Origin of the sequence: Priestia sp. JSM ZJ58 (assembly GCF_044383985.1) — a bacterium.
Taxonomy (GTDB): Bacteria; Bacillota; Bacilli; order Bacillales; family Bacillaceae_H; genus Priestia; species Priestia zanthoxyli.
In genome coordinates, this window is the sequence record NZ_JBISEM010000001.1 from 3881294 (window position 1) to 3894919 (window position 13626).

The following is a 13626-nucleotide window of genomic DNA, read 5'->3' on the forward strand; positions in this document are numbered from 1 at the left end:
ATGTCTATTTATGATTGTTGAGCAAATGTTAACAGATACTCATCTTGCATTAAAACTTCGTAATCTTTTTCACCATTTCTTACGACGTGTACAGGGACTGTTTTTGCCGGAAGTAATTCAACTGGCTCACGATAGCGTTTTGCTACTCCGTCAATAAGTTCGTTTACTAACTGCTCGTTACTCAGCTCACCCGCCTGATATTTTTCTGCAAGTGGTGTCATGACTTCCGCTAATACACTTGCATCGTTAAATCCTTGAATTTCGACTTGTACGACGTACGCACCATCTTCAGCACTATACGCTGCATCTTTAATGGTATATTTTGTAGATGAAAGAGCTTTTAGAAAAGCGCTGCTTACTTCGTTTAACTGCTCATCGGTTATATTTGAGCTCAATGATGATAAAGCCCCTTTAAAATTCGTTTCAAAAAACTCTACAAACGAACTCTTTTGGAACTCCCCTTTTTCTTTTACCTGTTTCTTATCTTGCTGATTCGGATGTTTAGCAACAAATTGATCTGTATTTTGATAAACAGTGGCTTGAATTAAAGCATCCACGTATTGTCCCGCTTCCTTGGCATAGGCAGCCTGCTTTTCTTTACTTGGCGTTTCGGTGCTGCTACCATTAGAAGCAGCAGCGGCTTTTGCTTCCACTTTTGGTTTTGTTACATTGTCTAATTGGTTATATGTATACGTATACGTTTGCTTAGACTTTGAGTTTTCTGTTTTTCCGTCTACTTTAACTGAATACGACTGATTTTTTACTACTTTCTTTATTTGCTTCGTTTCTTTATCAATTGTCACAATAAGCGAAAAATCTTTTCCTTTAATTTGGTCAAGGTCTACAGCAGTATCGCTGCCTTGATTTGTTATTTTATAATAAGCTTTAGCATCACCTGCTACAATTTTTTGCTTTTTGTCTTTGTCTCCGTTAAATGTTAATACATACTCTTTGTCTTTTTCGGTGACGTCAAATTCATTTGGAAGATTTTTATCATATTTTTGGTAGTAGCGTATTGGATTTTGTTGAAGCTCCCTAGCGTTATTAATTAAAGCCTTAACGTACTTTTTTTCTTCTCCCTGTACTTTTGTGCTTTCTTCTCCAGCCACAGCTAACGTTTCATCACCGTCATGATACATCTTCAATTCTTCGCCGTTCATTTTTGTGTTAATGTAACCTGCTTTACTTTTAAAATCAAACTCTTGTACTCCGTTGACTTTGTAATTAGACGACCCTTCTTCTTTCCCGTTGACTTTCACTTGAACATTTTTCACCTTTTCTTGTGCTTCTTTCACGTCACCCGTTAATTCCTCTGAAGACGGCATCCCACATGCCGAAAGCAATAGAGCGAATGATAGTGCTAAGCCGGTATTCATTATTTTTTTCATCTAAGAAACTCCTTTTTAAATATTTTTCCAAAAATAAGAATCTATGTACTTAGTAAATACACATTTTTACCATTTATGAAACTCAACTTTACTAAATTACCATATTTACATTTAAATGGTAACCAACAAAAGAAGGAAATTGAACAATAAAAAAGCCACGAATCTGTGACTTTTTTAACAACCTTCATAACTTATTTTTTGTTAGCGCTTTTATTTCAATCTCTTATAATTCCATTACTTGTCCCTATCAGTACTTCTTTACCTTGTTGATTTCGATACACTGATTTGATTTTCACTTTTTGAAAACCATCTGCTTTTTCTACTTCAGTTAATATACATTCACAGGTAACTGTATCTCCTGCAAAAACTGGACGAAGAAATTCACTCACCATTTCTCTTGCAATGTAGTTTAAGTCTCCCCCTATCTTTGTCCCAATACTAGCAGTCATAAGCCCATGTACCATTAGCCGCCCTTTTTCGTCACGTTCTATATGATGTTTGCCCCGGTCTCCAGTCATCTCCGCAAACTGCATGATTTCTTCCTCTTGAAACGTTCTTTGCCACGTAAATGTATCTCCTGCTTTACATTCCATCTTATCCCTCCCCTTAAGATTATGACTTTACTTTTTAACTATATCACAAAAATGAACGGTCATTCATTTTCACATCAAAAAAATAGCAGAATAAATATATCCTGCTATTTCTGACAAGTAGGACAGTAATAAAGCCTTCTAGAAGCAGCTTGGACTTTTAGAATAGGCGTGCCGTCAATTCGACAAGCTTCTCCTTCACGGTTAAAAACCCAGTGGCGGTATGCAGAGCGCTTTTGCCCTTTCTTTTTTAACGATTCAGCAAGCTTTACATCATTTGTAATGCCACCTGTTTTATAGGACTGTTTTACAAGAGAAATGGTTGCTTCAGCTGCCTTTTTAAGCTGTTCTTCCGTGCAGTCTATGGGACGAGCTGCAGGGTTAATTCCCGCTACAAATAGGATTTCACTGCGCAAGTAATTGCCAATCCCAGCTATAAAGCTTTGGTCTAGCAGCAGCGATGCCCACTTTCTACGATAAAATGGTTTAGAATAAAAACGGTCTAAAAGCTCACCTGCCGTTACTTCTTCACTTAAGATATCAGGACCAACCCTTGATACAAAAGGATGAGCTGGAACTTCTTCATCACGCAATACTTCAATATCAGAAGCGCTATAAAGCAGCGCTGATTTTTTTTCATTATGAATTGCAAGGCGCAGCTGTCTGTTTGTAGATGGATAATTGTAAGATGAACGAACATACCATTTTCCATAAAGCTGATTATGTGAGTAAATGGTATAGCCGTTGTCAAAACGAATAAGCATAGCTTTTCCTTTTGTATCTACTCTCTCAATACGAGCTCCTGTTAATACTTCTTCATAATGTTGCAAAGATGGAAAAGCAAACCATATCTCGCGAACAGGAAGACCGATAATCGCTTTTTCCACTTCGTCGGCTGCTCGTCTAATTTCTGGACCTTCTGGCATATAATGAAACTCCTTTCTTGCCTAACTTTCTTCATTTATTATTTCGGTTTTATTTCTGCTTTGCAAGAAAGAAGCGGCTGCGCCCTTCTTTTGCTAAAAGAACCTTTAAATTATGCATGACGTTTACTCTTATAGTAAAATGTTGATAACTTTTTTACTTTCTATAGTGTTTATCTTACTTCCTTTGACTTATACTAGTTGGTAACCTTTTAGAAACTTGTTAATTACTTAGCATGAGGAGTTTATTATGAATAATCAATCATTTTCTCCACTATCAGCCGCTGAGATGGCTGTTATTTGGAAGCAATATATGAACGATAAAGCGATTTCTTGTATGCTCAAACAATTTCTTTGTCATGTAGACGATTTAGAGATTCAAAAAGCGATTCAAGGTACACTGCATATCACAACAAAAAACAGTGATGCGCTCACTGCTATCTTTTTAAAAGAAAATATGCCAATCCCGCTTGGTTTCGGAGAAGAAGACCTTGACGCTGAAGCTCCAAAATTATTTTCGGATTCTTTTTATTTGCTTTATTTAAAGCATATTTCAAATGTCCTTCTGCTGTCAGCAACTACGGGCGTCGATGTTGCCGCAAGAAATGATGTACGATCTTTTTTTCGCAGCTTGCTGTTAAAAGCAGAAAAGCTTAACCAAACGATTACAGATTTGTTGTTAGAAAAACAAATTTTTATAGAACTGCCTCCCATTCCTATTGCAGATGCGTCTGATATGAACGATAAAGAACTCTTCTTAGGAAGCTATTTTGATGAAAAGCGGCCGTTAACCGTCATTGAAATTTCTCATATCGTGTCAAGCATACAGACGAACTTAATTGCAAAGGATTTAATTTTAGGGTTTGCTCAAACAGCTCCTTCTCAGGACATTCATGCTTTTTTATTAAAGGGTAGAGAGCTTGTGCAGCAGCATATTGAATCCCTGTCACAACCGCTAATGGTAGAAAACATACCGGTCACAATGAAGTGGGATTACGGAGTAGAAAAGTCTTCTGTTCCTCCATTTTCAGAAAAACTCATGATGTTTCACCTAGCTGCGATGATTACTGAAAATGTACGTGGCTACGGGCTTGCGATGTCAACAAGCCCCCGTTTAGATCTCGCTTTAAACTATACAAACTTCACGACTGAAATTTTGGAGTATGCCAAAGAAGTATCAAGAATAAGTATTGAACAAGGATGGCTAGAAGAGCCTCCGCATATTCCATTTCCCAAAATTCACTTGGAATAAAAATAAGCTCGCGCTAAAGCGCGAGCTTATTTTTTAGATTCTCTCCACAGTAAATAAAGAAAATACGGAGCGCCGATAATGCCAATGATTAATCCGGCCGGAATTTCAATCGGAGGAGCAATTCCTCTCCCAATCAAATCTGCTGCTAGTACAAACAAAGCTCCAAGTAAAGCGGCTGTAGGAATCAGTTGTTTATGTCTCGGTCCCACTAACCGTTTGGCCACATGAGGAATAATAAGCCCTACAAAGCCAATGGTGCCAACAACCGATACAACAGCAGCCGTCATTGCCACTGCGCTTGCTAGTAATACTAGACGAATTAACTCTACTCTAGCCCCTAGCCCCCTAGCCACTTCATCGCCTAAATGAATTAAATCTAACCGAGCAGCTAACAGCCAAATCAGCGGTACTAGTATAACGACCCACGGAAGTAAACCAATCAATTGATCCCATGTTCTTCCCCATAAGCTGCCGCTCAGCCAAATGAGTGCTGCGTTTACGTTTGGATTTGCTTTTGAAATTAACAAGTGAATACCGGATGAACAAAAAGCGCTGACCGCTACACCTATTAACGCAAATCGAATAGGTTCTACTCCTTTTTTATAAGCAAGCAAATAGACGATTACGAAGACAAAGGAGCCTCCTGCAAACGCAGCGACTGATAAAACAGACGGACTTGCTAAAGGCAGTAAAATAGTGACTGCGACAGCAGCTAACCCTGATCCGCTTGAAAGACCTAATGTATCGGGACTAGCGAGCGGATTTCTCATAATAGACTGTACGACGACTCCGGACACAGCTAGGCCGATCCCGGTTAAAATAGCCAGCAAAATACGAGGCAGGCGAAATTCTACCAAAATAGACGTCAAGTCAGGATCGCCAATGCCAATAAAAGACGTAATAATATCTAAAGGAGGTATGTTAATGTCTCCTAAGCTAAGGCTTATCACGCTCAGCGCTATAATTAAGACAGAAAGAATGATAAACAGGCCGACAGACTTGAATCGAGATGGCTGCTTTTTTGTTTTATTGACAGTCTGCATATATACTCATGCCTTCCTTTCTGTTTTTTTGCGTCTCGCTAAGTAAATAAAGTACGGTGTTCCAAGCAATGCTGTTACTGCACCTACAGGGGTCTCATACGGGTATGTAATAAATCGCGACAATACGTCTGCTAATAGTAATAAAGATGCACCAAGCAGCGCGCTCATTGGCAAAACAACTCGGTAATCTACACCTATTAAATAACGCACCATATGGGGAACAACAAGCCCTACAAAGCCAATGGGACCCGCAATCGCCACTGAAACACCTGCTAATACAATCACAACAACTGCAGTGAACGCTCTAATGGCAAAGACTCGCTGCCCGAGTCCTCTAGCTACATCATCTCCTAAAGATAACAAAGAAGACGCTCTTCCCAGACCAAACGCAACAAGCAGACCTACAATGCTAAAAGGAAGCAACACGTGAACATGTCCCCAGTCCCGCCCAATAACTGAGCCGGTGAGCCAGAACATAACGCCTTCTGTTTTGCTTTCATTAAAAATTAGCAGCGTTTGTGTAAGAGACATAAGCATACCTTGTATAGCGACACCCGTTAAAGCAAGCTTTACATCGCTGTCTCCTCCTTTAATCAACGAACTCATGACGTAGACAATAACAGCAGCAAAGGCGCCTCCTAAAAATGCTCCAAACACCCCGCCAATCATGCTTACACCTGGCACTAAAACCGTTAAAAATACCATTGCCGCTGATGCCCCGGCATTAATACCAAAAATACCAGGAGAAGCTAATGGGTTTCTAGTTAATGCTTGCATCAACGCTCCGGCGACAGCCAAATTAGCACCAACAAATGCCGTGACCAATAAGCGAGGCATGCGGACAGTTTGAATAATTGATTGTTCTTTTGATCCGTCAAAATCTAGTAAAGCTTGCTTAATCGTCCCAAAAGAAATATGTATAGAACCGATGGAAATAGATAAAAACATAGAAATCAGTAAAAGAATGATAACAGCAAGAAAAATAGCTATTATGCGAAGTGGAGATTTGTTTCTTTTGGATAAACCGTGAACAGCTTTCATAGTAGACTGCGCCTCCTTCCATTTGAAAGTTCAATAAAAAGAAAAAAACAACCCCGCTGGATTGTTCTTTTCTTCGTTATTATTTGCCTTCAAATAATAACTTTTCTGCTTCGTCTGCAATACCATTTGCACCTTGTACACTTCGGCGAAGAGACCATTTAAATACATCAACTTCATACACTTGATTATTTTTAACCGCTTTTAGCTCTTTCCATAATGGCTGTTTTGCTAAAGGCGTATGACCTTTTTCATTTCGCATAACAATGAGTTTGTCTGGATCTGCTTTTACGAGCTGTTCCATTGTCATTTTTACACTGTACTCTTTTGTAGGATCTGTTAATGCATTTTTGAAGCCTAATTGCTCAAGAACACCCGTTGTAAAGAAATTTGAAGTTCTAGCATTAATATTACCATTTGCATCAGCGATAACAAGTACATTGCCCGGATTTTTTGGCGCTTTTGCTTTTAAATCTTTCATTTTTTGCTTATGCTCTTCTACAACTTTTTCAACTTTTGCCTTCTTGCCAACCGCTTCTCCTACTTTTAACTCCGTATTTAGTAAATCATCGTAATTAGCATTTAAATTTTTTAATTCAATTGTTGGCGCAATTTTCGATAATTCTTTATATACATTTTTATGACGTTCTGAATCAGCGATAATCAAATCTGGCTTCAACAGTTTAATCGACTCCAAGCTAGGCTGTGCTCGCGTGCCAACTGATTTGTATCCTTTGATTTCTTTTAGTACATCTTTATCAATAAGCTGTTCTGCTTTATCATCATCAGCTACTCCTACAGGTTTAATACCAGCATCTAACAATGCATCAATAAAACCTAACTCTAATACAACTACTCGCTTTGGATTTTCTTTTACTTTTGTCTCTCCAAGCTCATGTTTAACCACTCTTGTTTTTTCATTTTTTTCATCGGCTGAATTTTCCTTGTTCGTACTGCTGCAGCCGATAAGCATTCCGATTGCCAGCATTGTAATAAAAGCCAGCAGTCCTATTTTTTTCTTATTCAAATGTCATTCCTCCTGCTTGTATCTTTATGTAGATAATTGACTCTTGAAACTGATAATCGTTATCATTATATCAGTTTTATCTATTTAAACAAGCTGATTCGTTATTTTTTAATTAAAAAAGTTATACCCATTCTATTAAAAAAGAAATTGCTACATAATGAAACCCATCCAATCAACAGCTAGAAGCAACTCAACATATGAAACCTACGTTCACCTTAACCATAAAAAATCCGAACGATTCATCGTTCGGATTTTCCTACAATTAAAATACTTTTGTCCCAACCTCTTTTTTTAGTAGACTTCTATGAATATGGGGTAATCGGCGGCAGTTCACTGCTAAGATACCATTTACCTATGTCACGAAGCTTGTAAGCAACAGGATCGTGTAAGCTAATTGTTCGTGCGTTGCGCCAGTAGCGATCAAATTTGTACTGATCAGACGTGGCCCTAGCACCCATCCCATCAAATATAGTGGAAGTAATATGTAAGGCCGTTTTGGCAGTAAACGTTTTAGCCATCGCAATGGCGACTCCACACTCGCCACGCTGCTGTTCCGTTAGCGCATCTTCTTTTGCCCATGCACGATCAAATTCTGTAACAGCTTTTTCTATAAGTGCTGAACAAGCATGAAGGTTTAAACTCATTTCACCGTATTGCTGAATAATATAAGGATCTTGCTCCGCTGCTTCAACACCTGAACTTAGCCACGGTTTTGTATGAGCCTTCAGATAAGCTTTTGATTCTTCCAAAGCGCCTTGAGCAATACCGTACAATAAGTGAGTGAGCATAAGCTGAGCTAAATGTGTTCGTACCGTAGGAAAAACCTTTTGCTCTCCATCTGCTTTATGCAATATTTCTTCTTCATAAACGATAACACCTTCAAACTTTACACTTCCGCTGTCCGTTTGACGCTGCCCAAATCCGTCCCAATTATCTTCAGTAACGATTCCTGCTCTATGAGTAGGAAGTACACATAGCAATACCTCACCGTTTTCTTCTTGAGCCGATACTAACAAACGATCGGAATCCGTTGCCCCCGAACAAAAACTCTTGCTTCCGCTGAGCATTAATCGTCCATTTTCTCGAACTGCTTTCAACCCTGAATCTCTAGGATTAAAGGCATTGCCCCAAAAAAGCTGCTGAGCTGCTGTTTCTTCGTAAAAAGTTTTGTACTGCTGAGTACTTCCGAACAGAAACGTCGAACAAACCGTCAAATAATGATACCCCAACAAGTGTGCAAGTGAACTATCTGCTTTCGCAATGATATTCACGACTTTAAAAACAATCGGCCAGCCGGCTCCATAACCTCCGTATTCTTTAGGAATGGGGAGTGCTAAAAGACCGCTTTTTCTAAGTAGATTACGCTCATATAGAGGCGTTCCACCTTCTCTATCTCTTTTTGCGGCTGTTTTGAAAAACTCTTTAGCCAACTGATTAGCCAATTCAAGGATTTTCTCTTGAGACGCTGCAACCGTTTGTGTGTTGTTCATGATCCCCCTCCTTTCTCACCTTTTAGCGGGTGCTTTATCATTCACTTTCACTTCACCAAATGGACTGATAAATGTGCGCTCGTTCTCATCTTGCTTACGCTGAACTGGAAGTCTTGGAAACAAAAGCTCTGCTGTTCGATATGCTTCTTCTAAATGAGGATATCCAGATAAAATAAATGTTTCGATACCTAACTCAGCATATTCTTTGATTCGCTGTGCCACCGTATCAGCAGCCCCTACTAAAGCAGTCCCTGCGCCTCCTCGAACTAACCCTACACCAGCCCATAGATTAGGGCTTACCTCTAAATTTGAACGGTCGCCTTGATGCAAGGCGCTCATACGTTTTTGACCTTCTGAATCCATTCGAGAAAATACTTTTTGGGCTGATTTAACGGCTTCTTCATCTACATGTTGAATCAGTTCATCTGCCGCTTTCCAGGCTTGTTCTTCAGTTTCACGAACAATGACATGAAGCCTGATGCCAAATCGAATTTCTCTTCCTGTCTGCCTAGCTTTTTCTTTCATTCGTTCAATTTTTTCTTTTACTTGCGCAGGTGGCTCTCCCCAAGTTAAATAGACGTCTATATGCCTTGAGGCAACGTCCATCGCTACAGGAGAAGAACCTCCAAAATAAAGCGGAGGATACGGTTTTTGGATCGGCGGATAAAGCACGTCTCCACCTTTAACACTCAAGTAGTCTCCGTCGAAGTGAACATCGGATTCATTTAATACCCTTCTCCATATCGTTAAAAATTCATCTGTCAGCTCATAGCGGTCGTGATGGTTCAAAAACACCCCGTCTCCTTCTAGCTCCACAGGATCTCCTCCTGCTACGACATTAATAAGAAGCCTTCCTTTAGAAAAGCGGTCAAATGTTGCCGCCATTCTTGCGGCTTGTGTAGGGGACATTAAACCGGGGCGTACCGCCACTAAAAACTTCAGATTTTCAGTGACTGGCACTAAAGTAGATGCAGCAATCCACGCATCCTCGCATGACTTTCCCGTCGGAAGCAAAACCCCGCTATATCCTAGCTCATCCGCAGCTTGTGCAACTTGTTTGCAATAAGAATAGCTTGCAGCCCTGGCTCCTTCATGGCTTCCTAAATAACGTCCATCTCCGTACGTTGGAATAAACCAAAATAACTCCACTTCTATTCGCCCCTTTTGAAAGCTACAAAAAAAACTCCGTTATTACAAATAAACTGCAATAAGGAGCCTCAGTTGTCTGATAGCTTCATTTTTTACTATTTTTAAATCAAGCATACGGATTAGGTGTAGGGTACTGATGATTCAACACCCAGTTCCCAACCGTTCGAAGCTTGTATTCAGCTGGATTATGAAGAGTATGAGTTCTTACATTACGCCAGAATCGGTCGTATCCGTATTCAGCATGAACCGAACGCGCTCCCATAACTTCGAATATCTTACTTGTGATATCCAGTGCAGCATTACCAGCGAAAACATTGGCAGCCGCTACGTGAACTGCTAGATTTCCACGTTCTTCTTCCGTTAATTTTCTGCCTTTTTCCCACGCTTCATCCAATATGAGAGCTGCTTCATCTGCAAGTGCACTGGCTGCTTTCGCTTGAATCCAAAGTTCACCGTATTTTCGCAGTATACCTGGATCATCCGAAGCTTTTTCTACCCCTGATGTTAACCAAGGCCGTGTTTTAGAAGCCGTGTAGTTTTGTGCTTCTTCAATTGCTCCAAAAGCGCTTCCTATAAAGACATTCGTTAAAATAATTTGCGACAGCGAGGCTCCAATAGTTGAAAAAGGAGTAGGATTTTCAACAAAATCTTGAACCACTTCATATTCTTCTATTCGTACATTTTTAAAATCTACATTTCCACTTCCCGTCTGTCTTTGTCCCATCGCATTCCAGTTATCCTTGACGGTAATGCCTGTTCTCGCAGTAGGCACGACTCCGTTTAAATATTGCCCCGTTTCTCTATCATTAAACGATAGCCATAAGTACTGAGAATCAGGTGAACCAGAACCGAAAGCTTTTGTTCCATTTAATAGATAACCTTGTGATTGCTTATCGCCTTTTAGACTTTCTACTAAAGGATTAGAGGCATTTCCCCAAAAAGCTTGCTGCTGAACAGATAAAGGATAAAAATAAGCCTGCTGTTCTTCTGTACCTTTGATTCGAATATCTGAGACAAACAAGGAGTGATAGCCGTATAAGTGGCCTAATGCTGCATCGCCTTTGGCCAACTCTCGAACAATAGCCAAAGCTGTTGACCATTTCCCGCCTTCTCCGCCATATTTTTGAGGAATTAATAAATTTAACAGCCCGCTTTGGCGAATAGCATCTTTTTGCTGCTTGGGTGTTCCGCCTTCTTTATCTCTTTGCGCTGCATCCTTTGCAAAAGAAACGGACAGCTTTTTTGCTTGATCAAGATAAATTTCTTCCTTTACAGTGGTCGCGGTCATGTTAAACTCTCCTTTTGGCTCGTCTTTCGATATCGAGCGCCATAGTGTTCATCAGGCAAGAAATGTGATTTTTTAAATAGCTTTTCTCTATAAGTTCCTTCACTGTAATCCATTTTGAATAAATCTCTTTCCTGCAAAACAGGAATCACTAAATCAATAAAATCAGCAAACGTTCCCGGTGTGGTCACATAAGCCATATTAAACCCATCCATGCCCGTATCGTTTACCCATTCTTCCATAAAATCAGCTACTTGTTCTGGACTACCCACAGTAACTGGGCCCATCCCTCCGATACTGACAAATTTCACTACTTCTTCTATCGTCCACTTTCTATCGGGATCACTTATTGTAAATTTCTCTAAAGCAGAACGAACCGAATTCTTTGCAATAAATTCAATGAGCTGTTCTGGCTCATAGGCAGAAACATCAATTCCCGTCCAGCCGCTAAACAGCGTGGCTGCTCCTTCGAAATTGACATAGCTCTCAAACTGGGCAAGCTTCTCTTCAGCCTCTTTTTCTGTTCGTCCAACAATTGGGGTAAATAAATTAAAAATTAATACGCTATCTGGGTCTCTGCCTTCTGCAGCAATTTGAGCGCGCATTTTTTTCACGTAATCTGCGGCTACTTTTTTAGTAGGAAAACTTGTAAAGATACATTCAGCGTGTTTGGCAGCAAATTCTCTTCCTGGTGCAGAAGCTCCTGCTTGGAATAAAACTGGAGTCCGCTGCGGTGAAGGTTCTGATAAATGTACGCCTGGAACACTAAACCACTTCCCTTTATGATTAATCGGATGAACCCGGTCTGGAAGTGTAAAAATTCCTTTTTCTTTATCTTTTACAACAGCTCCTTCCTCCCAACTTCCTTCCCACAACTTATAGCAGACTTCTAAAAATTCATCGGCAATATCATAGCGGGTTTCATGCGTAAAGTGTTCTTCTAATCCTAGATTGATTGATCCACTTTCAAGGTATGAAGTCACAATATTCCATGCAATACGGCCATTTGTTAAATGATCCAATGTCGAAAATTTTCGCGCAAACGCATAAGGCTTCTCATAAGTAGTAGATACCGTTACCCCAAACCCTAAATGCTTTGTAGCATACGCCATAGCGGAAATAAGTGCAGTTGGTTCATTCACCGGAAGCTGAGCAGCTTGTTTAAGAGCTCCTTCGTTACTTTGCCTATAAACGTCATAAATGCCTAATACATCAGCTAAAAACAAACCGTCAAACTTTCCTTTTTCCAATAGCTTAGCTAACTCTACCCAGTAATCTAACGTTTTATATTCGGACGCTTGATCACTTGGGTACGTCCATAAACCAGGTGTCTGATGTACAACACAATTCATATCAAACGCATTTAAATAAATATGTTTACCCATAGAAACCTCCAAAACTAATTAAATACATAAATTAACTAAGAATTAAGACTGTTTGGAAGTAATCTTAAAACATATTCTTCCAGAGTGTCAATGAAACTTCTTCCCTTATAACGAAACATAAATGAAGCTATTACTAATACTGAATTAGGATTTCTTTAAAGGTTATTGACTTATTATTCTAATAACTAAAAAACATTACGACGGCGTCTATAACCCTGTAGATAATCCTTTTGATTTGACTGAAGAAGCAGTAAAACAATAAAAAAAGCGGCACATTTTCTTTTGGAAAATGTGCCGCTTTTCGCTTTAGTCTTCAATACAAAGATACTGAATCACTTCTTTTAAACTTTTCTCTTTCATCGATTCGATATGTAAGTGATATCTTTCGAATGACAGATGTTTAGTTAACGGATTTGGTACAATCACACAGCGCAAACCTGCTGCCATGGCAGCTTTTGCTCCATTAGAAGAATCTTCAAATGCTAAAGCTTCAGAGGGTTCTACTCCTAGCTTTTCAATTGCATTTCGGTAAAGAGCCGGATCTGGCTTCACTTTTTCTACATCATCGCGCGTTTGAATGACTTCAAAATAGTGCAGCAAATCTAGCTCTTTTAAAAATGCCGTTACCCAGTCGCGATATGAGCTGCTTGCTAAACCAATTTTTAATCCAAGTTCTTTTGCTTCTGCCAAGTACTCTGCTACACCTTCTCGTGCTACTAACGATTTCATTTTTTCTTGATGACGTCTTAACGATTCTTGAGCCAGTTCCTCTTTCGTGAACTCATTGTTAAACTGCTCAAGCAAATAATCGTAAAGTGCCGTAGCATCCGTTCCCACATAAGAAGCAAACGTTGCAATCGGTAGATCTACTCCCCTGTCTTCTAACATTTCGCGGTAAACCTCGTACCACACTGATTCTGTATCAATAATTAATCCATCAAAATCAAACACAACTGCTTTAATCATAATTTACCTACCTTTTTCTATCTTATCGTTCTTACATAGTAACACGTTCAAAATACGTAATCCATAAATGTGGCTTCCTTAATAAGATAG

12 protein-coding genes are annotated in these 13626 nt (G+C 39.5%); 1 reads left to right on the top strand and 11 read right to left on the bottom strand.

Annotated features, from left to right (window positions below; all coding sequences use genetic code 11):
- Positions 1 to 8: 8 nt before the first annotated feature.
- The 3 genes from ACH6EI_RS20055 to nei form a co-directional block, all read right to left on the bottom strand.
- Positions 9 to 1388, bottom strand: a complete 1380-nt coding sequence (locus ACH6EI_RS20055) for a DUF6612 family protein (RefSeq protein ID WP_098999789.1) — start codon at positions 1386 to 1388, stop codon at positions 9 to 11.
- 215 nt (positions 1389 to 1603) lie between these two features.
- A complete protein-coding gene (locus ACH6EI_RS20060; RefSeq protein ID WP_013055587.1) occupies positions 1604 to 1981 on the bottom strand; it encodes an FAS1-like dehydratase domain-containing protein in 378 nt (125 codons plus the stop codon).
- A gap of 104 nt (positions 1982 to 2085) precedes the next feature.
- Entirely contained in the window at positions 2086 to 2904 is an 819-nt protein-coding gene (gene nei, locus ACH6EI_RS20065; protein WP_028412142.1) for an endonuclease VIII, read from the bottom strand.
- 247 nt (positions 2905 to 3151) lie between these two features.
- Here nei and ACH6EI_RS20070 point away from each other — a divergent pair, with 247 nt between their 5' ends.
- The gene (locus tag ACH6EI_RS20070) at positions 3152 to 4153 is read left to right on the top strand and encodes a DUF3231 family protein (protein WP_099330634.1); all 1002 of its coding nucleotides are present in this window, start codon (positions 3152 to 3154) and stop codon (positions 4151 to 4153) included.
- Between the two features lie 26 nt (positions 4154 to 4179).
- Here ACH6EI_RS20070 and ACH6EI_RS20075 read toward each other — a convergent pair whose 3' ends face one another.
- The 8 genes from ACH6EI_RS20075 to ACH6EI_RS20110 form a co-directional block, all read right to left on the bottom strand.
- Complete coding sequence (locus tag ACH6EI_RS20075) at positions 4180 to 5196, bottom strand: FecCD family ABC transporter permease (RefSeq protein WP_028412140.1); 1017 nt, start codon at positions 5194 to 5196, stop codon at positions 4180 to 4182.
- Positions 5197 to 5202: 6 nt separating this feature from the next.
- Complete coding sequence (locus ACH6EI_RS20080; protein ID WP_098999790.1) at positions 5203 to 6237, bottom strand: FecCD family ABC transporter permease; 1035 nt, start codon at positions 6235 to 6237, stop codon at positions 5203 to 5205.
- A 79-nt stretch (positions 6238 to 6316) separates the two neighbouring features.
- Positions 6317 to 7261 (bottom strand): ABC transporter substrate-binding protein, encoded by a 945-nt coding sequence (locus ACH6EI_RS20085; RefSeq protein ID WP_028412138.1) that lies wholly within the window; start codon positions 7259 to 7261, stop codon positions 6317 to 6319.
- Between the two features lie 302 nt (positions 7262 to 7563).
- A complete protein-coding gene (locus ACH6EI_RS20090) occupies positions 7564 to 8751 on the bottom strand; it encodes an acyl-CoA dehydrogenase family protein (RefSeq protein ID WP_099330633.1) in 1188 nt (395 codons plus the stop codon).
- A gap of 15 nt (positions 8752 to 8766) precedes the next feature.
- Complete coding sequence (gene ssuD, locus ACH6EI_RS20095) at positions 8767 to 9900, bottom strand: FMNH2-dependent alkanesulfonate monooxygenase (protein WP_099330632.1); 1134 nt, start codon at positions 9898 to 9900, stop codon at positions 8767 to 8769.
- A 106-nt stretch (positions 9901 to 10006) separates the two neighbouring features.
- Positions 10007 to 11188: an acyl-CoA dehydrogenase family protein gene (locus ACH6EI_RS20100; protein WP_099330631.1), complete on the bottom strand. Its 1182-nt coding sequence runs from the start codon at positions 11186 to 11188 to the stop codon at positions 10007 to 10009.
- Positions 11185 to 12570 carry an LLM class flavin-dependent oxidoreductase gene (locus ACH6EI_RS20105; protein WP_099330630.1) on the bottom strand — a complete coding sequence of 462 codons (1386 nt, stop codon included), beginning with the start codon at positions 12568 to 12570 and terminating at the stop codon, positions 11185 to 11187. Before ACH6EI_RS20105 ends, ACH6EI_RS20100 begins: the two co-directional genes overlap by 4 nt.
- 306 nt (positions 12571 to 12876) lie before the next feature.
- Positions 12877 to 13533 carry an HAD family hydrolase gene (locus ACH6EI_RS20110; RefSeq protein WP_028412137.1) on the bottom strand — a complete coding sequence of 219 codons (657 nt, stop codon included), beginning with the start codon at positions 13531 to 13533 and terminating at the stop codon, positions 12877 to 12879.
- Between the last annotated feature and the right edge of the window lie 93 nt (positions 13534 to 13626).